Origin of the sequence: Bacillus thuringiensis, from assembly GCF_001455345.1 — a bacterium.
Classification (GTDB): Bacteria; Bacillota; Bacilli; order Bacillales; family Bacillaceae_G; genus Bacillus_A; species Bacillus_A thuringiensis_N.
In genome coordinates this window covers 1,820,394-1,839,793 of sequence record NZ_CP013274.1, presented here as the reverse complement: position 1 = coordinate 1,839,793, position 19,400 = coordinate 1,820,394, and the positions used below count along the sequence as shown (strand labels likewise).

Here is a 19,400-nt window from a genome sequence, read left to right as displayed (position 1 = left end):
CAACACTTATTTCTTATTTATCATTACAAATGAAATAACCGAAACTACAAACGTAATAATACCAATTATAATGAATAGAATAGGCGCGGAAATTGACTCTAGGGAATACCCCGTTATTGCAATTCCTATCGGAGTTGATACTAGTAATAACGAATTTAAGAAACCGAAAAATCTTCCTTGCACTTCATTTGGAATTAACTTTCTATACAACACTCCAAAATATACATTACTTACTCCAAATGCAATCCCTGACAGAAAATAATAAAACGTAAATAATACCGGATTCAATGTCGTACCCATTGCAGCGTTAAATACCCCCATAATAGCTGTAAATATAAAGGCAGTCGTAATCGTTTTATATGTACGAATCTTTTTAGTAATTAATGCCCCAATTAAAATTCCTATCGGTGATGCCGCAAAAACAATGCTATACCACTGCGTAGAAAGATCCATTTCTCTAACAACTATTACTTGCAGTGAAAGTATACATGCTGCTCCAAGTAAATTAATGACCGCAGCGCTCATTAGTAATATCTTCAACGATTTGTTACTATTAATAACAGAAAATCCCTCTTTAAAATCTTCATAAAAAGGCTTCTTCTTCTCTACTTTTAATTCACGAGGAAATTTAATTCTCATTAAAATTAAAAATGATATAAAGAATGTAAGTGCATCTAACAAAAATACTCCATGAAAATTAAAAATACTAATTAAAAAGCTAGCCAATAAAGGAATTGCCACAGATATAATTTGTATTGATACTTGTCTTAATGAAATAGCTTGTTGAACATGCTGTTCTTCCACATATGTAACTAACGCTGCATTTGAAGCTGGTGTAAATAAGGCACTTCCAATTGAGCGTATAATAAGTAAAATTAGTAACGGCATGTACAGCATATTATTATAAAATGCTATTACTGCAATTAAAATCATGATGATGCATCTCATCACATCTGCAATCATCATAAGCTTTCTTCTCGACATTCGATCTGCTAACGTTCCTGTTACAGGTGCAAATAAAATCGCCGCCGTTGCAATGGCAATGTTTACCCCCGAGACAAGTAATGGTGAATTCGTTAATTTCATTACCCATAACGGTAAAATGAGCGTAACCATAGAATTACCTATTAAAGAAATACAACTTGCCAAGAAAAAATACGAAAAAATTTTATTGCTCCATATACTAGAGCTATTCTCTTTTATATTACTAACTTCACTATTCACTGTACTCTCCCTTCTACTCACATATTCTTCTTCTCCTTCTCTTCGTCACCATCCTTTAAAATACCAAAAACCTTCTTCAAAATACGAAGAAGGTTTACTTATAACCATCTTCTTATCTTTTAGGACTTTTAGATCCTACAGGATTTAGCACCTTTATTTAACATTAAGTTGCTGAGGTTTCAAAGGGCCAGTCCCTCTACCTCTCTTTATAAGAAGACATTATCGAATTTTCTAAATTTATTATATATTACATCAAAATACTTTCAATATATTTTTTCTATCCAGTTAACAAAGCCTATCTAATTAAAAATTATAGGAAATGTAAATATAACGAAAGCTGCCCAAAGTCCGTAGATTGGCAAATACTTCGTAACGGCATCTTGGATAGCTGTTGGTCCTGATTTGTTTTGCAAGAAACGCATATAGGAAAACATAATCCAAATTAAATTTGCCCAGATCAGTATGTTTACCCCTAAAACAGCAAGTCTATTAGGTGTAATCCCATAAGAAGAAAGTCTGAATATGATGGCCGACAAAGCCACAGTGTCAATAATAAGCGCCAAAACAATTAAGGCGAAATTTATATAATCTGAAATGTTCTTTTTCTCATCTGAATCACTCTCAACAATAGAAAATATGGTAACAGCCAATACGCCAAGGAGTATTCCGTTGAAGGCCATTAAGAAATTGCGGTCCAAGAAAGGATTTTTCCCGACCCATATAACCGTTATAAGATAGATTAGCAACGTAATCAGGACGAGAGGACTAAAAATTTTAGATATGTATGGTGTAATATTTTTAGCAAGTTTAAGATTCATTGATACCAAATATGCAGCCACAATAGCAAGAGCAGCAGCACCAAATAAAACAACATTACTAAAATAGAATTCTCCTATATCTAAGTCCACAAAGATAAATAACCGCATAGTCAATACAGCTAGAATCATTCCGCTAACTGCCATGCTGGCGTAGAGAAGTGCATATTCCAAATTAAATTTAATATAAGCTAATCTTGTACTACCTTTTGAATATTCATTTCCCGTAAACGCAAGTCCCAATAAGACCCATAACAATATAGGAAGATGTAAATACACAAGGATAATACTGTCTTTATAATTTAATGGCAACGTATTAAGATATATCCCGGAAACTAGGAACAACGCTATAAGGGAATAAATAATACTTTTTTTCGGCGTATTATTGTAAACAAAATAAGCGACAATAAAGGGAATTACACCAAAAGCTAGGTTAATTGGAGCAATTGCTTCTTGTTCGACAAAGTAGAAAATGATTCTGGTGCTTATCCCAGCCAGAATAGCTAACATGCCCATGAATAAGAAACCTTTTTGAAACAACGACTTTTTTTCCGTATTTGCCGTCTCCTTGAAATGTAACCTTTCATACCAAGCACCTAGAACCTGAGAATCAGGGTTTTGAGCCCATGCTTGTGAGAATGATTTTTTAAAAGCTTTCGGGTCTTTTCTATACATCTTCTCCAACTCATGAGGGTTGTCAATATTTTTAATAATCAAATTGTGATTGTTCATAGTTTTACCTCCTCTAACAAAAACAGCGTTGTTACTTTTTCTATCAAAAGCTCCTCACTAATTTAGTACGATATTGATTCTAATACATTATTTATTGTTTTACAATAAATAATTATCAATTATAAAGAATATTTCATTGTATATTTTATTTTTAATAAAACTAAAAAGTACTCCGTATTCAAAAAAATACCCTATAGAATAGACTTTTTTAAGCGTCTATTCTATAGGGTACAATTTAATTATCATATTGTTTTATTTGTTGAAACAACTTAATTCTCAAACACAAAATTAATCTTATTATCTTTCCACTCTAACTTCGCATCAAACGTTTTCTCACCTTTTTTAAAACCTTTAATTAAATCGGTCTTTTCACCTTTTAAGAGCTTTGTCATATTCTTTTGCGAAATTGTTTTACTTAATATCTTCTTCGAGATGGTGAAATCACATTGTGTCGTGTTGTAATTAGAACAACCATAAAACGTTGATTTATCAATTACATCACCATCACATTTTTTACAACTACCAACCTTTTTACCCGTTGTAAATTTCGATCCTTTTCGCTCAATCGATTCAACATGTAATCCGGTGAAATCCCACTTCTCAGACATTTCAACAGCATCTTCAATAATTTTAGCTGATAGCTTTTTCGTCTGTTCCATAAATGTAGCTGGTGAAGCCGTGCCTTCACCAATTTCCGCAAGGCGCTGCTCCCATTTTGCTGTCATTTCTGGTGAAGCTAGTATTTTGTCACCGATCGCTGTAATTAATACTTTTCCTTTATCAGTCGCATACACTTGGTTTTTCGTCACATCTATATATTTACGGTCTTTTAGCATCGTAATAATACCTGCACGAGTCGCTTCCGTACCTAAACCTTCTGTTTTCTTTAATACTTTCTCTAGCTCTTCATTCTCTAAATACTTACCTGCCGTTTTCATTAACGTAATTAGTTGTCCTTCTGTATAACGCTTCGGTGGTTGTGTTTTTCCTTCTTTCACTTTCACCTTTACAACTTTTCCTTCTTCACCTTCAGCTACAATCGGAAGAATGGTCTCGTCATCTTTATCGTCTTGGAAAATAACTTTACGCCATCCTTCTTGAATTTGCTGTTTTCCTTTTGAAATGAATTCAGCACGCTCATCTACAAGCGTTACAATCGTTGTATAGTCAAAGATTGCAACTTCATAGTGAGCTGCAATAAGCCTTCTTACGATCATATCGTAAATTTTCTTTTCATCACCTGATAATCTACTTGGGTTTGTAACTTGCTCTGTCGGAATAATCGCGTAGTGATCTGTTACTTTCTTTTCATTTACATAACGCTTATTATTCATAATCGATTCAACTGGAGCCGGTAATAAACCTTTATATTCATCAAACTGACTTAACTTCTGTAAAATATCCGGGAACGTCGCTGCTTCTCCTTGTGTAACATAGTTAGAATCTGAACGTGGATAAGAAACAATCCCTTTTTGATAGAGTACTTGCGTTATATCAAGCGTCTTTTTCGGTGAAAACTTAAAGGCTTTATTTGCCGTTGCTTGCAGTGATGATAAGTTAAATAAAAGCGGCGGCTGAAACTCTTTACGCTCCGTTTTCATTTCCTTCACAACAGCCGGTTTCCCTTGGCAAAATGCCGCAATTTTATTCGCCATATCAGGGTCTTTTAAGCGGGATTCATTATCCTTTTCCCATTTTCCGTCATATTTCTTTCCTTCTATATTAAAGGTTGCAAACACTTCCCAGAAAGGCTCTGACTTAAAGTTTTCAATTTCTTTCTCTCGCTTTACAATCAATGCTAACGTTGGTGTTTGGACACGACCAGCAGAAAATACATCATTCATTCCTTTTTTCTTTAACAAAATACTAAAGACACGTGATGCATTCATACCAACGACCCAATCCGCACATGACCTTGTATATGCCTCATAGTACGTATTGATTGTATCTGATTCATCAAGCAAGTTTTTAAATCCTTGATAAATAGCTTGCTTCGTTAAAGACGAAATCCAAAGACGCTTCATCGGCTTTTGTACGTTACAAAGATTAATAATATTTCGTACGATTAATTCCCCTTCACGCCCAGCATCGCCCGCATGAATAATTTCTGTTACCTGAGGATTATGTAACAGCTGTTTCACAACGTTAAACTGTTTATACTTCGACTTTGTTACTTCAAATTGAAATCGCTCTGGAATCATCGGTAACGTATTAAGTGACCATTTTTTCCACTCTGCGTGATAATGTTCTGGATTACATAACTGCGTCAAATGACCAATTGCCCATGTACAGTACGCTCCATTTGGAAATAACTCATTCGCTTCCACTTCTAAATATCCATCTTTCCGGCGATATTTAAACTGTGAAACAAGAGCCAAACCTTGATCTGGTTTCTCGGCAATAATTAATTTCATTTTATAACTCCCTATCTGTATTCCAGTGTTACTTTCGTTGTCTATCTGTTTAGAGGCGATGATAAAACAACAATCTTATTTATCATTCGCGGGTTACCCCGGATAATGGGATAACTATAATATTATACGCTTATTCTTTATTGCTTCACAATAGAAACTCATCATATAACAATTTCTTTCACATGCTCACAAATAAAAAAAGACGCTCAAAAAAATCAAGCGCCTACTTGCTTACATTTATGAAATTGTGCAGATAATATGCAGATTTAAATAAGCATAAATACTCTCTATATAAACATATGATGAAGTGAATGATAGGACAGGGAGGTATCATGATGTTTGCTTATACATTAACTGCCTTAACACTTTGTTGTATCTCGATTCTTATTACATCATATATTTCTAAACGTAAGGGTACCCTAATGGAGTATATGGTATTTATTATGTCTTTTAGTATGAGTATCGGTTTAAGCATAGGGTTTTATTTAGGTATTCTCTTTAAAGGGGAACTACTACATTCTACTTTGCTTGCTATTTTGATTAGTGGTTTTATCGGTTTTTTAGTCGGTCTACGTTTTCACCTGTATACTGCCTTGGAAGGAATGTTCTCTGGATTAATGGCAAGTATGATGGGAGCAATGATTACAGAAATGTTAAACGCTCAACAAGCACATAGTATACTATTCATTAGCCTTTTACTTTCTATAACGATAACTATGTCATGTATGATTCAACTTTTATCAGAAACCTTTACTACCTATATCCATCGTCGTTTTCTATTATTACTCTCAATTGGCGTAATAATTATCCTGACTGTATTCGTAACGTTCCCAGAGCATATCTCGCCAACTTCTTCCACAGAAGAACAACATACACATTAGCAGCTATAATCAATCCCTCTAATATTTCATTATATTAGAGGGGATCGATTTCATTATTTTTATTTCTTAACAGATGAAGAGAAATAACACTTTGAAGTGTTAGTCCAAAACTTCTAAATCTATGAAATTCTCTTTGCTTGAGAAGATATACAATTCCATGTTGAAATAATAAATTTTCAATTAACCAATATATATTTTTGGATCCATAGCATTGCTCTTCTGTGCATTCCATTCACCTTTATGAATTTCAAAATGTAAGTGTTGTCCTTCAGATTGTCCTGTATTCCCCATTATGCCAAGTTGTTGTCCTTGCTTCACTTTTTGACCAGCAGAAACAGAACGGCTCTTTAGCTGATACACTATTTTCCGAAACAAATTCACTACTTACATAGCCAGTTTTTCCTTTATGATTAATTTTCAGCCAACTGTTTTCTTCTCCAATAACTTGTAAAACTTCTCCTTCATACACGCGTCCCATTATTGCACTAGACGTATTTGGTTGTGTGCGGACACGTAGAGCATTTGTATTTACTGTTACTTGATTTTCATATTTTACTACATCAGTAGGTTGCTCATGCTTCGTGTCTTTTGGTATAACAATATTTTTCGCTTGAGCAGTACTAATAAATACACTTCCTGTAACAGAAGCTACTGCTACACTAGCTAAAATCTTTTTCATAATTATAAAACACCTTCCTATAAACACATTCAAGTATCATTATGTTTTCACATTAACTTCCAATTCTTTTCGTTCTAACTATTTAGCAACAGTATCCTTTTATTATCCATATTGAATTTTTATTTATTTTCCACCATCTATCTCTAGTAATAAAGAAAAGTTAAATTCATCACACTCTGAAAACCCTCTCATTCTTCCGATTTAACACTACACATCGTAGTTTAAATTTCGAAAAAAATATCGCCAAATAATCACCTATAATTAATACTACAAAAACAAAAAAATCATAATTTAATCCTTCTTCATTTAACTTATACTTTTGCTTAAATATTCCCTTTCTCCTTTCACACTACGAATTGTAGTACAAAATAAAAGAAAGGTCAAATATAAGTATTCAGCCTTTTAGAACTACAATATAATACATTAAATTCAGCCATTTCTAATCAAAAAACATTCTCACCTTGTAAACTCTTTCTATAGGATAACCCCCTCATATTACCTAAACTTTTATAAAAATAATATTCCCAATTCACAACATGACATATAAAAGCAGCCACCTATTACGATAACTGCTTTACATCATTAATAAACTACATGATTTTCACATTATTCTGGTTTATTAGGAATATTAGGGTTTGGAACATAATCAGATTTATAATCTGTATATTTCACTTCCGTTACCATCCCTGCTGAAGCATGATGTAGGTCGTGACAGTGGAACATCCACTCACCCGGATTGTCTGCTACAAAGGCGACTTCATATTCTTCACCTGGTTTTAAGTTCAAAGTATCTTTTACAATTGGAGAACCTTCTATCGGTTTTCCATCTTTACTCAACACCTGAAAGAAGTGACCATGTAAATGCATCGGATGATCATCCATTTTAGAGCGATTTACTAATTTCACTTTTACTAGGTCACCTTTTTTCACCGGAATTGGATCAATATCCGGAAATACTTTTCCGTTAATTGTATATACCATTTCATTTCCATTCATTTGCGTATTCAAGTCCATATTATATGAAGCAATATACTGCTGCTCTAGTGTGAAACTACCTAATTTTTTCTCACCATATTTCGTCATATCTAATTTTGGTAGTTTTTCTTTTTCATTTGCTATGTCTTTCATCTCTTTACTACCTTCATATTCAATAATGGTTTTCATTCCTTTTGCACCTTTATCTGCCGAATGGTCTTCCACATACCATTTCCCAGGATTATTAGCAGTAAACTCAACATCATAACGTTCACCCGGTGCAATTGAAATTATTGTATCCTTTATAACTTTGGGATCATTTATTGGTTGACCATCTGTTGCAATTACTTTTATATCATGACCGTGAACATGTATATCATGTGATAAATAACCAGCATTAACGAGTCGCAGACGAACTTTATCTCCCTTATTCACTTTCAATGGCGCTACTAAATCACCACTTTTTCCATTGATTGTGAATAAATCATACATACTCATATCATGACCTTCCATCTTCATATTTCCATGGTCCATTCCTGCCATATTGCCAGGGTCTTTTTTATCACTGTCCATGTCCATACCAGAATGATCCATGCTGTTCTTATCATCATTCTTTTTCGCATTTTCATTATCCTTACTAGATTTATTACCGTCTGCTTTTTCTGTTTTTCCTTTTGTCATTTCTTTTAACTGTTTATTAATCTCTTCTTTATCTGTTATCCATTCATCTAACATTAATGTGTAATCTTTATCATACTTTTCATTTGTATCTTCTACAACGAGAGCACCATATAATCCTCTATCTAATTGATTTACAGAATCTTGATGCGAGTGATACCAGTACGTTCCTGGTACGTTTGCTTCAAATTCATAGGTGAAACTTTTTCCAGGTTCAACCGCATCTTGCGTCACACCTGGAATTCCATCCATGTTATTTGGAACAGGATACCCATGCCAATGAACAGATACCGGTGCAGATAGTTCATTTTTTAATGTCACTTTTACCTTTTCACCTTTTTTCACCCGAATTTCCGGACCAGGAGATGAACCATTAAATGTCCAGACCGGAACAATAACACCGTTACTTAACTTTTGCTTTTCTTCTTTCGCTATTAAAGTAACTTCTGGTCCTTTTTCAACTTTCAATGGTTTTGTAGCTGTTTCAGTCTGTGATGTTTTTTTATCATTCATATTTTTATGATCATTTGTTGTATTTGTGGCCAAAGAACATGCAGCAATTAAAGATATTACAGAGACTGTAACAACTGTTAATACAAATCGCTTCATGGAAAATCCCTCCTTTTTCTTTTTCAAAATCATTATAGAAGATGATTTTCAAGAAAATATGGAGATTTAAAATGAACAGAATAAAAAGGTGCTCAAAATTGAGCACCTTTTCTACTTATTATTTCGTAACAACTTCATCTTCTTTTACATTTACATTATTTTCTCTCATAAACTCTTCAATCTCTTCCACTTCTCTAATGATATCTTTTGACAAGTTTTCGTATCCGTCTTTCGTTACAAGAATATCATCTTCAATACGAATTCCAATCGATTCTTCTTCAATATAAAGACCAGGTTCAATTGTTATAACCATACCTTCTTCTAACACTCTATCTTTATATGTTCCTACATCATGTGTATCTAAACCAAGGAAATGGCTGACACCATGATAATAATATTTAGACAGTTCCTCATCTTCTTGTATTAAACCAACTGCTTTACACCCTTCTGCAAGTACTTTTTTAGCATGCTCATTTAATGCAGCGAACTTTAAGCCCGGCTTAACAATCTCTGTTGTTTCTTTTAACGCTTTTAATACGATATTATAAATTTGTTTTTGGCGACTAGAGAATGTTCCATTTGCCGGGAATGTATAACTAATATCAGCGTTATAGTAGTCTTTTTGAGCGCCTAAATCTAGTAATACTAAATCACCATTTTGAATTTGTGCATCATTATCTTCATAATGAAGAACTGTAGCATTTTTCCCACTTGCCAAAATTGTATTGAACGCATGATGCTTAATGCCAGATGATTTCAATGTAAAATCAAATTGAGCTTCTAATTCATACTCCATCATGTCTGCTTTTGCATGCTTAAGTACATTGTAAATACCATCTTTCGTTACAGCAATCGCTTCTTTCATAATTTCAATTTCTTCTTCTGTTTTAAACACTCGTAATTCACAAATATTCGGATATACATTACCAATTGTTACGTGTGGATATTGTTCTCTTACATGTTTAGCAAACGCTAGCGTTTTTGTCTCTGTACCATTCCACTCACGACGTTCTAAATCTAAATATAGATGCTTCACATTTTCTGTAAAAAGTATATTTGACATTGTCTTTTCAAAGCTATCTAAATATACAACTTTCTTTATACCCGAAATTTCCTCCGCTTCTTCGTTAGAAACTGTTTTACCAACCCATTTTTCCATTACTGGATCTGACTTTTCAATGAATAGTGTTTCTTCAACATTATTTCCAACCTTCTTCAACATGAAAATAACATTTGATTCATCGATTCCTGTTATATAGTAAAAATTCCGATTCGGCACAAATTTATAATGTGCATCCGCTGACATATGAGGTGCCTGTCCAGCAAATAAAATAGTAATGGATTCGTCTGGTAATGTGTTTACTAATCGTTCTCTATTTTGAGCAAAAAATGTTGATTTCATAATAATCCCCCTAGCGTTCTATGTATGATTAAAAAACTAATTATCTAATCAATTCATTTTATTATTGTTACAATTTTTCGTCAATTAATAGTACTCATAGAAAAAGGAAAATCCCCCTTACTAGTGCCCCTCTAATCTACATTATGCATACCACTCCACAATTTCTTGACATTTATTCTATATGCTTAAAATCTCATATACAGGAAAGGAGCCACAACTTTGAAACATTATGTAGCAACAGGGTTAGCAATTACTTCCTTATTCATAATTACTGGATGTTCTAGCAACACCGAAACAGCACCCGTGAAGAAAGAAACGGTGCAATCTGAGTCAAAAAATATAGAAGCAGCAAATACGAGTCCGCAAGACTTCTATAAAGAAATTACATCTGGAAAAATCGAGCACATTCACGGAATTGGCTATGCAGGAAATATGTCTGGAGTTTCTATCGCCACTCATAGCGGGATAAAAGTTTATCAAAATGGAAAATGGCTTGAAACTAAGGCTGAATTACATGATTATATGGGATTTCAGGCAACGAAGAACGGGTTCTTTGCCAGCGGTCATCCTGAACCAGGAGCAGATTTAAAAAATCCTTTAGGATTAATGAAAAGTTCTGATGGCGGTAATACCCTTGAAAAGCTAGCGTTTTACGGAGAATCTGATTTTCATAACCTTGCTGTCGGATATAATACGGAAGCAATTTATTTATACAATGAGCGTCCAAATTCTAAATTACAACAAGGTTTTTATTTTAGTACGAACAACGGACAAGATTGGACAAATAGTAAGTTAAAAGGTCTTTCAAGTACGATTCATTCCTTTTCAGTACATCCGGAGCAATCTAGTGTAGTCGCGGTAAGTGCTAAAGACGGTGTATATTTATCTACGGATTATGGAAATACGTTTGAACTATTCTCCAAACCACTTGAATCGACCGCAGTTACATTAAGTAATGAAGATGTTATTTACGCCCCTATCAATAAACAAATGTTAACGAAGAAATCAATTGCTACAAATGAAGAAACAAACATACAAATTCCACTTTTAGATTCTAAAGATGCAATTATGTATATTTCACAAAACCCTCAAAATTCAGCTGAAATCGTATTTGCTACAATGAAAGCAAATGTGTTCCTTTCTACCGATGAGGGTAAAACGTGGAAACAGATTACTAAAGAGGGAACATTACAATTTAATTAGAAAGGTGAATATAACGTGTTTTCAATAATTAGTGAATGGAGCTATCAACTCATGTCTCCTTTAATAGGTGTCGCGAATGCTACGAAATCAGTACCTCTTTTATTTGCGTTTTTATTAGGCATTGTAGGTACACTTGCTCCTTGCCAATTAACAGGAAACATTAGCGCTATTACACTTTATGGCAATCAATCTTTACAAAAGAGATATGCATGGAAACATATACTGTTATTCATTTTAGGAAAAATAATAGCTTTTACGACACTTGGACTAATAGTGTGGTTCTTAGGAAAAGAGATTCAGCAAATATTAACTTTGTATTTCCCATGGTTACGAAAAATGATCGGACCTTTATTAATTTTAATGGGGTTAATGTTGACAGGTATTATAAAAGGAAAAAATCTCTTCTCAATCAAATTTATAAAAAAACAAAATGAAGTTGGCTCATTTTTACTTGGATTCTTCTTTTCCTTAGCTTTCTGCCCAACTATGTTCGTTTTATTTTTTGGAACGTTAATCCCTCTATCTTTCTCATATAATTATGGTTACTTGTTTCCGACATTTTTTTCGGTAGGAACAGCTCTCCCTATCGTTATATTAATGTTCATCATCTCCTACCTTGGATTAAATGGGGCACTACTTAAAAAGAGCCGAAAAATAGGAAAAAACATTCAACGTATAGCCGGTGTCCTACTCATTTTAATCGGACTTTATGATACTGCTCTATATTGGTAATACATCCAAAAGGTAAGCTTCAGTAAAATGAGCTTACCTTTTGGATCATTTTATTTATTCATTTTTTCTTTTGTTGTAGTTGGCTTAGCAAATTCATAACAAACGCCAGAAACAGTGGATCATTCTCTTTTTTAGGTGACCACTGCATAATAAGTTGTCGTGGAATTCTAATTTCTATCGGTTGCACAATGAAATCATTAATAATTTGCTTATGTAGTCCTGATACTGGAACAATTGTTATACCGTTAACCTGTAAAGCAAGTGCTAATGCTGAACTAATGGTCTCTGATTCCATCACTTTATTAACTACTATTTCATTTTTCGTCAAATATGGTTCAAGTACTTCTTTACAACCAGAAAGCGGCATAATAAAAGGATAATTTTTCAACTCTTTAATAGTAAGATTAGGTGGAACAAACTTTGAAGAAACCATAACATACGGATCTTCACCAATGACATCATAATGAAATCCTTGTATTAAATTTTCTTTTATAGAAATAGAAAAATCTGCACTTCCAGAAGACAACCAATCTAAAACTTCCTGATAGCTTCCCTCTCGAACTGCAAGCACATACTGACTGTGATCAAAATTACCTAATTTGATACACTCAGCCAAACAATATACAGTAACTGAAGGATAAGTAGCTAATACAATCTTATACAAGTTATTATTCTTCAATTTTAAAGCTGTTTCTTCAAGATTTTCATACTCGATTAGAAGTCGATCTACACAAATCAAAAATTCTTTTCCATTTTCAGTTAAAACAGTTCCTTGTCTAGAGCGATCAAATAATGTGATAGCATATCGTTTTTCTAATTTGTTTATGATATGAGTTATAGCCGGCTGTGTCATATGTAATTCCTTAGCAGCTAAACTAATGCTGTTCAAACGAGCCACGTATTTAAAAACTTTAAAATCAAAAACGTTCATTCTGTTCTCCTTATATAAAAAATATTTATATCATCTATAAATAAGCTTCATTATATTTATCAACTCACTTCATATACACTAATTATACATCATCAATATTACGAAAAAATAAACATATAAACATTAGAGGAGTGTTGATTAAATGAGTACTTACGTTTTAGTACATGGGGCATGGCAAGGTGAATGGGCATGGGAATTAGTAAAACCTCAACTAGAGGCTTTAGGTCACACTGTTATTACACTAGACTTACCTGGAAGCGGGAAAGATATGACTCCCTCTCAAAATATAACGTTGGATTCTTATGTTAATGCAGTAACAGCTACTATAAATCAACAAAATGAAAAAGTTATTCTTGTTGGACATAGTATGGGTGGAATTGTGACCACTCAAACCGCTGAACTTATACCAAATAAAATCGATAAATTAGTATATCTTTGTGCATTCTTACCACAAAATGGAGAAAGTCTTGGTAGTAAATTAAATGGAGAAACCGGACCACAATTCTCTATAAATGAGAATGATTTAACTGCAGAACTTATACCAGAGTTGATTGAACAAACATTTTTAAATGCTACAGAAGACGGTTCTATTAAAGAAGCATCTTTTAATCAAATGCGGCCTCAACCACTAGGACCGTTCCAACAAGAGCTAAAAATATCAGAAGAGAACTTTGGAACTGTAAATCGTATTTATATCGAAACAACTCTAGATAGAGCGATTCCGATTGATTTTCAGCGCCGAATGAATACAGAGACCCCTTGCACGAAAATAATTACTTTGGAAGCTGATCATTCACCATTCTTTTCTAAAGCGGCCGAACTTGTTAATTGTTTAAATGAGTTAAGCTAAACTTCATTTAATGAAAATAGACACCCGCAGGTGTCTATTTTTTATGCTAACTAAGGATTGTATTTCCTTCTCTACATTTGCATACCCTTTTGCTTCATCTCCCACTTTTTATACAGTAGTACTGCACCAAATAAAAATACTCCCGCAACAAATGAAGCTACTGGTAACATCTTTATCATTTCATCTGGAAATACGAGCGGCAATAGTGGAAATGCATACGCTGCTGGAATACGTACTCCAACGATTTTTAATAAAATAAGCATTAATATCATATTTAATAAAGTGACTACAATCCATGAATCAATCGTAAAGTACAATAACGTTCCAACAGTTGCAGATGCAGTTAATACTAATATTTGTTTAAAAGCCATTTTTTCATTGTACATCGGCTTTTGAAGTGATTCATACACAACAACTAATATTGGTGGAATAACTGCTAATTGTTCATAACCAGTTATCCAACATAAACTGATCCATACGAAATTTAGTATTAGAAATACAGTCATATATTTATACTGTATTTGCACTTTTCGCTCAATACCGTTGTTCAATTTAAATATAAGAACACCTATCATTAAAATAAATGTTAAAGCAAATACCGCGATAACAAATGACCATTCCGTCGCATTTGTTACTAATGGTAATAAACCTGTCGCAATTGATGGTGCTAAATTGGATTGAATTACACGTAAAAACAGCATCATGAATACAAGCGTTAAGCTTACTTTCCCTAAATAGGCTATATCCATTTGATTCACCATAAAACCTATCACAGCCGTTATTGACGGTGCAATAAAAATTTTATCAGGTTGTCTTAGCCATCCTGGCTCACGATATGCCCATAAAGCAACTGCCATCGCAGCTATTTCTGGCAAAATGACTTCCGGATCATTTAATAACACACCAGCTGTTACCATAGCTAAAATAAATAAAATAGCAATCGTATATGAGATGATTGTTTCTTTCTTTGAAATTACTGCATTCATTATTACATACTCCTTTTTGCTTATTACTCTCGTAAAGTAAAACAATACTTTATATACCCTACTAAGGTATTGTATATTAACATCTTTTCTATTTCAAGTATTTGTAGTTTTTTCATTATTTATCACCCCATACACTTACAAAACAAGGAATGTTTATAGGCATTGACACTTATTAAAAGATAGGTTACAATAACTATACATTAGTAAGTTACTAATGTAATTAATTCTAACTAGAGGTGAAACAAATGAAAAACATTTTATTCCGTATTAACGAATTATCAAAAAAAGAAAAAGCAACTGGATTAACAGTTGATGAAAAACAAGAACAACAAATGTTGCGTCAAAACTATACACAAACATTTCGTGGAAGCTTAGATTCCATTTTACTAAACACAAAAATTGTTGATCAAAATGGTCTTAACGTTACACCAGCCGCATTACAAGATGCTCAAATACGTTTAAAATTAAGCAAATGAGTTCCGCGCTAAAGAATTTTAATAAAACATAAAAAGAGCTGGATTTCCTATATAGAAATTCCAGCTCTTTTTATTGTCTTTTCTAATTTAGTAAACGAGCGATACATCGCAATTCTCCACGATATAATCATCGCAAATGCGAGTAAGAAAAACAATCCACTTAACTCCGCTAAATCAATCGATTGACTTAAATATGATTTCAATGCTACTCGTACAGCTAATAATCCGACTAAAATAAATATAAATGCTTTTGACGGTTTCATATATATTTGTTCATCTCTTATTTCAAACTTTGTTGTTTTAATAAGAAATATAGAGAAAATAAGCCCTGCGATAATTGCCTCTACTATTTCTAACGATGTTAATCGAAACTCTGGTAAAAAGTACATCATCGCGCCTGTACTCATAAAAATTGGTGGCAATATAATTTTCTTTTTCGTTACTGGTTTTTTCGCTGCCTTAAAGCGAAGAAACATTACTCCAACAGCCATACAGACTGCTACGATACTTGATAAAAGTGCTATCATACTCTCCCCACTCCTATCTATTTAAAAGGTTTTTCAAGCAAACTCATAAACAAATAATGAAGTAAATACAGCATTATATAATTTCTTTATTCTATTCCTCCTGCTGTAAAATTTCCATATTCGATGCACTTATTTTACGCGAAGTTTATGAACGGAATATGAACAAAATATTACATTCAACTTTCGAAAATAAAAAAACCATTCCACAATTCATATTTGCGGAATGGCTTTTCAATTTATTTTAGATCTTCTATTGAGAAAGCACCTGGAAGTAACTGCTCAACGGTCACTTCTTTTTCATCACCTTTTACATTTGTTAATAATACAGGCATTTTCGGATCACAGAATTCAGCAATTACTTGTCTACAAGCACCACACGGTGAAATTGGTCCGTCCGTTTCTCCTGTAATGACTAAATAACTAAAATCGCGCTCCCCTTCAGATACTGCTTTAAAGATCGCTGTTCTTTCTGCACAGTTACATAAACCATAAGAAGCATTTTCTATATTACAACCAGTATAGATTTTACCTTCTTTCGTAACTAATGCTGCACCAACAGGAAATTTTGAATACGGAATATATGCTTTTGCTAACATCTTATTTGCTTCTTCAATATATTTTTTCTTATCCATATTATTTCCTCCTCAAAGTAAGTGTAATGATAATTAGTCAGTAATAACTGTATGAACTAATTTAGGAGCCACCGCTGTTTCAGCGATAGAAATGTTCTCATAAATTTTAGCTTTTACATCTTCTACATTTTCACGATTTGCATAAATCGTTACGAACGGCTCACCTTCTTTTACTGCATCGCCCACTTTTTTACGTAACATTAATCCTACCGCTAAATCGATTTCATCTTCTTTTGTTGCACGGCCAGCACCTAGTAACATAGCTGCGATACCGATTTCATCTGCAACAATGTTAGAAATAACACCTGAAGTTTTGGCAGGTACATCAATTACATACTTCGCTTGTGGCATTTTTTCTGGATTGTCTACAATGGAGCTATCTCCGCCTTGATTGCTTAAGAATTCTTTAAACTTCTCAGTTGCTTTTCCGTTCTTCATCACTTCAATTAACATTTCACGAGCTTCTTCTAACGTATTTGCTTTTTTCGCAAGTACAACCATCTGACTTCCTAATACGAGTACTAATTCTGTTAAATCTTCTGGACCTTCACCTTTCAACGTATCAATCGCTTCTTTCACTTCTAGAGCGTTACCAATTGCAAAACCAAGTGGTTGTGACATATCTGAAATAACAGCCATAGTTTGACGTCCTACATTATTTCCGATACGTACCATTGCATGTGCTAATTCTTTTGCATCTTCTTCTGTTTTCATGAATGCGCCAGCACCTGTTTTCACATCAAGTACGATTGCGTCAGCACCAGCTGCAATTTTTTTACTCATAATTGAACTTGCAATTAGAGGAATAGAGTTTACTGTTCCTGTTACATCGCGTAATGCATAGATTTTTTTATCTGCAGGCGTTAAGTTACCAGTTTGTCCAATAACAGCTACTTTGTCACGGTTTACAATATCAATGAACTGCTCTTTCGTAATTTCAACGTGGAATCCTTCTACCGCTTCTAATTTATCGATTGTTCCGCCTGTATGCCCTAAACCACGACCAGACATTTTTGCTACTGGTACATCTAAAGCAGCTACTAATGGTCCTAATACTAATGTTGTTGTATCACCAACACCGCCAGTTGAATGTTTGTCTACTTTAATTCCTTCAATTGCTGATAAGTCGATCGTTTCTCCAGACTCCACCATTGCCATCGTTAAATCTGCACGCTCACGATCTGTCATATCTTTAAAGAAGATTGCCATTGCAAGTGCACTCACTTGATAATCAGGAATACTTCCGTCTGTATATCCATTAATAAAGAATTGGATTTCTTCAGTCGTTAATTCTTTACCGTCACGTTTTTTCGCAATAATATCTACCATTCTCATTACAATCACCATTCCTTTTTATATGATATGAATCTATTAAAATAATAAGCCCACGATTGTTGCTGATAAGAAACTTACTAATGTTGCACCGAAAAGTAATTTCAATCCAAATCTTGCGACTACATTCCCTTGCTTTTCATTTAAGCTCTTAACTGCTCCTGCAATAATTCCAATTGAAGAGAAGTTTGCAAATGAAACTAAGAATACAGATATAATCGCTGTCGTTCTATCTGAGAAATTAAAGTTTCCTTGTGCTAAATCTGTCATAGCGACAAATTCATTTGATACTAATTTTGTTGCCATAATATTTCCGGCATTAACAGCTTCATGCCAAGGTACACCCATAATAAATGCAAATGGTGCAAATACATAACCAAGGATTTCTTGGAATGAAATACCGATTACACCTTTAAATACTGCATTAATGAATGCGATAAGAGCAACAAAACCGACTAACATAGCTGCTACTGTAATCGCAACTTTAAATCCGTCTATAATGTATTCCCCTAATACTTCAAAGAAAGTCTTTTTCTCTTCTTCTTGTACTTCTAACATATCCTCTTCTTCAGTAACTTCATACGGATTAATGATAGAAGCGATAATAAATCCACCGAATAAGTTAAGCACTAAAGCGGTTACAACATATTGTGGTTTTAATAACACCATATACGATCCAACGATAGACATTGAAACGGTAGACATTGCCGATGCACATAATGTATACATTCTTTTCTCTGGCAATAATCCTAGTTGTTTCTTAACTGAAATAAAAACTTCAGATTGTCCTAAAATCGCAGAAGCAACAGCGTTATATGATTCTAGTTTCCCCATTCCATTTACTTTACTTAATGCTAGACCGATAGATTTCACGATAATAGGTAACACTTTAATATGTTGCAAAATACCGATTAAAGCTGAGATAAATACGATTGGCATTAATACACTTAAAAAGAACGAAAACTCTTTTTGATTTACTAATCCACCAAATACGAAATTCACACCGTCAGCTGCATATTTTAATAGCTCTCCAAAACCATCTGCTATTCCGCTAATTAATATATTCCCTACACTTGTATTTAATAATAAAAACCCCAAAATGAATTGCAATATAACCATCGTTATGATTGGGCGATATTTGACTTTCTTTCTATTATTGCTAGCAAGCCAAGCGATACCTAAAATCAATACGAGGCCAAAAATACCAATTAAGTATTTCATAAGCCGTCTCCTCCTATTCGTATCCGCTTACATTTTTTTCGATTGTTAAAGCAATAGATACACTTTACTTTGTATATCTATTGCTCTTAACTTCATTAATG

General features: G+C 33.5%; 17 protein-coding genes, 1 pseudogene and 1 riboswitch. Of the genes and pseudogenes, 5 read left to right on the top strand and 13 right to left on the bottom strand.

The features are described from left to right. Positions 1–6: 6 nt before the first annotated feature. The 3 genes from ATN06_RS09650 to topB form a co-directional block, all read right to left on the bottom strand. Complete coding sequence (locus tag ATN06_RS09650) at positions 7–1,245, bottom strand: MFS transporter (protein WP_420480576.1); 1,239 nt, start codon at positions 1,243–1,245, stop codon at positions 7–9. Between the two features lie 88 nt (positions 1,246–1,333). Beyond that, positions 1,334–1,439, bottom strand: a riboswitch (SAM riboswitch). Positions 1,440–1,523: 84 nt separating this feature from the next. Continuing rightward, complete coding sequence (locus ATN06_RS09645) at positions 1,524–2,771, bottom strand: DUF4153 domain-containing protein (protein ID WP_060630444.1); 1,248 nt, start codon at positions 2,769–2,771, stop codon at positions 1,524–1,526. 269 nt (positions 2,772–3,040) lie between these two features. Beyond that, entirely contained in the window at positions 3,041–5,185 is a 2,145-nt protein-coding gene (gene topB / locus ATN06_RS09640; RefSeq protein WP_060630443.1) for a DNA topoisomerase III, read from the bottom strand. A gap of 335 nt (positions 5,186–5,520) precedes the next feature. On the opposite strand from topB, the gene ATN06_RS09635 reads away from it, so the two are divergent. Beyond that, a complete protein-coding gene (locus tag ATN06_RS09635; RefSeq protein WP_060630442.1) occupies positions 5,521–6,066 on the top strand; it encodes a hypothetical protein in 546 nt (181 codons plus the stop codon). Positions 6,067–6,246: 180 nt separating this feature from the next. Here ATN06_RS09635 and ATN06_RS28235 read toward each other — a convergent pair whose 3' ends face one another. The 4 genes and pseudogenes from ATN06_RS28235 to ATN06_RS09620 form a co-directional block, all read right to left on the bottom strand. After that, positions 6,247–6,384: a M23 family metallopeptidase gene (locus tag ATN06_RS28235; protein ID WP_234415828.1), complete on the bottom strand. Its 138-nt coding sequence runs from the start codon at positions 6,382–6,384 to the stop codon at positions 6,247–6,249. Then, positions 6,383–6,745: pseudogene (locus ATN06_RS09630) on the bottom strand (SH3 domain-containing protein); the annotation flags it as partial. The gene ATN06_RS28235 and the pseudogene ATN06_RS09630, both read right to left, overlap by 2 nt. 606 nt (positions 6,746–7,351) lie before the next feature. After that, complete coding sequence (locus ATN06_RS09625; protein ID WP_060630440.1) at positions 7,352–9,007, bottom strand: multicopper oxidase family protein; 1,656 nt, start codon at positions 9,005–9,007, stop codon at positions 7,352–7,354. 118 nt (positions 9,008–9,125) lie between these two features. Beyond that, positions 9,126–10,409, bottom strand: a complete 1,284-nt coding sequence (locus ATN06_RS09620) for an aminopeptidase P family protein (RefSeq protein WP_060630439.1) — start codon at positions 10,407–10,409, stop codon at positions 9,126–9,128. Between the two features lie 219 nt (positions 10,410–10,628). Between ATN06_RS09620 and ATN06_RS09615 the strand changes: the two genes are divergently transcribed. After that, positions 10,629–11,612, top strand: coding sequence for a F510_1955 family glycosylhydrolase (locus ATN06_RS09615; protein ID WP_060630438.1), 984 nt, complete (start codon positions 10,629–10,631; stop codon positions 11,610–11,612). 15 nt (positions 11,613–11,627) lie between these two features. Next, positions 11,628–12,344 (top strand): urease accessory protein UreH domain-containing protein, encoded by a 717-nt coding sequence (locus ATN06_RS09610; protein ID WP_234415827.1) that lies wholly within the window; start codon positions 11,628–11,630, stop codon positions 12,342–12,344. 58 nt (positions 12,345–12,402) lie between these two features. On the opposite strand, the gene ATN06_RS09605 is transcribed toward ATN06_RS09610, so the two are convergent. Continuing rightward, complete coding sequence (locus ATN06_RS09605; protein ID WP_001100318.1) at positions 12,403–13,275, bottom strand: LysR family transcriptional regulator; 873 nt, start codon at positions 13,273–13,275, stop codon at positions 12,403–12,405. 142 nt (positions 13,276–13,417) lie between these two features. Between ATN06_RS09605 and ATN06_RS09600 the strand changes: the two genes are divergently transcribed. After that, entirely contained in the window at positions 13,418–14,125 is a 708-nt protein-coding gene (locus ATN06_RS09600; protein WP_000109312.1) for an alpha/beta fold hydrolase, read from the top strand. A gap of 71 nt (positions 14,126–14,196) precedes the next feature. Here ATN06_RS09600 and ATN06_RS09595 read toward each other — a convergent pair whose 3' ends face one another. Beyond that, positions 14,197–15,111 carry an HPP family protein gene (locus ATN06_RS09595; protein ID WP_000994729.1) on the bottom strand — a complete coding sequence of 305 codons (915 nt, stop codon included), beginning with the start codon at positions 15,109–15,111 and terminating at the stop codon, positions 14,197–14,199. 245 nt (positions 15,112–15,356) lie between these two features. Here ATN06_RS09595 and ATN06_RS09590 point away from each other — a divergent pair, with 245 nt between their 5' ends. Further along, on the top strand, positions 15,357–15,587 hold the full coding sequence (locus ATN06_RS09590) for a DUF896 domain-containing protein (RefSeq protein ID WP_000789783.1): 231 nt from the start codon (positions 15,357–15,359) through the stop codon (positions 15,585–15,587). A 47-nt stretch (positions 15,588–15,634) separates the two neighbouring features. Here the strand turns inward: ATN06_RS09590 and ATN06_RS09585 are convergent, their stop codons facing one another. The 4 genes from ATN06_RS09585 to ATN06_RS09570 form a co-directional block, all read right to left on the bottom strand. Next, the gene (locus ATN06_RS09585) at positions 15,635–16,114 is read right to left on the bottom strand and encodes a CcdC family protein (RefSeq protein ID WP_060630436.1); all 480 of its coding nucleotides are present in this window, start codon (positions 16,112–16,114) and stop codon (positions 15,635–15,637) included. Between the two features lie 236 nt (positions 16,115–16,350). Continuing rightward, positions 16,351–16,746 (bottom strand): cytidine deaminase, encoded by a 396-nt coding sequence (locus ATN06_RS09580; protein WP_000358520.1) that lies wholly within the window; start codon positions 16,744–16,746, stop codon positions 16,351–16,353. A gap of 33 nt (positions 16,747–16,779) precedes the next feature. Further along, complete coding sequence (locus tag ATN06_RS09575; protein WP_060630435.1) at positions 16,780–18,081, bottom strand: pyrimidine-nucleoside phosphorylase; 1,302 nt, start codon at positions 18,079–18,081, stop codon at positions 16,780–16,782. Positions 18,082–18,117: 36 nt separating this feature from the next. Then, on the bottom strand, positions 18,118–19,299 hold the full coding sequence (locus ATN06_RS09570) for a NupC/NupG family nucleoside CNT transporter (protein WP_000876173.1): 1,182 nt from the start codon (positions 19,297–19,299) through the stop codon (positions 18,118–18,120). Positions 19,300–19,400 lie beyond the last annotated feature (101 nt).

Coding starts and splice junctions, on each gene's coding strand:
- ATN06_RS09645 (WP_060630444.1), bottom strand. CDS start 2,771: ATGAACAATCACAATTTGATTATTAAAAATATTGACAACCCTCATGAG.
- topB (WP_060630443.1), bottom strand. CDS start 5,185: ATGAAATTAATTATTGCCGAGAAACCAGATCAAGGTTTGGCTCTTGTT.
- ATN06_RS09635 (WP_060630442.1), top strand. CDS start 5,521: ATGTTTGCTTATACATTAACTGCCTTAACACTTTGTTGTATCTCGATT.
- ATN06_RS09625 (WP_060630440.1), bottom strand. CDS start 9,007: ATGAAGCGATTTGTATTAACAGTTGTTACAGTCTCTGTAATATCTTTA.
- ATN06_RS09620 (WP_060630439.1), bottom strand. CDS start 10,409: ATGAAATCAACATTTTTTGCTCAAAATAGAGAACGATTAGTAAACACA.
- ATN06_RS09605 (WP_001100318.1), bottom strand. CDS start 13,275: ATGAACGTTTTTGATTTTAAAGTTTTTAAATACGTGGCTCGTTTGAAC.
- ATN06_RS09600 (WP_000109312.1), top strand. CDS start 13,418: ATGAGTACTTACGTTTTAGTACATGGGGCATGGCAAGGTGAATGGGCA.
- ATN06_RS09595 (WP_000994729.1), bottom strand. CDS start 15,111: ATGAATGCAGTAATTTCAAAGAAAGAAACAATCATCTCATATACGATT.
- ATN06_RS09590 (WP_000789783.1), top strand. CDS start 15,357: ATGAAAAACATTTTATTCCGTATTAACGAATTATCAAAAAAAGAAAAA.
- ATN06_RS09585 (WP_060630436.1), bottom strand. CDS start 16,114: ATGATAGCACTTTTATCAAGTATCGTAGCAGTCTGTATGGCTGTTGGA.
- ATN06_RS09580 (WP_000358520.1), bottom strand. CDS start 16,746: ATGGATAAGAAAAAATATATTGAAGAAGCAAATAAGATGTTAGCAAAA.
- ATN06_RS09575 (WP_060630435.1), bottom strand. CDS start 18,081: ATGAGAATGGTAGATATTATTGCGAAAAAACGTGACGGTAAAGAATTA.
- ATN06_RS09570 (WP_000876173.1), bottom strand. CDS start 19,299: ATGAAATACTTAATTGGTATTTTTGGCCTCGTATTGATTTTAGGTATC.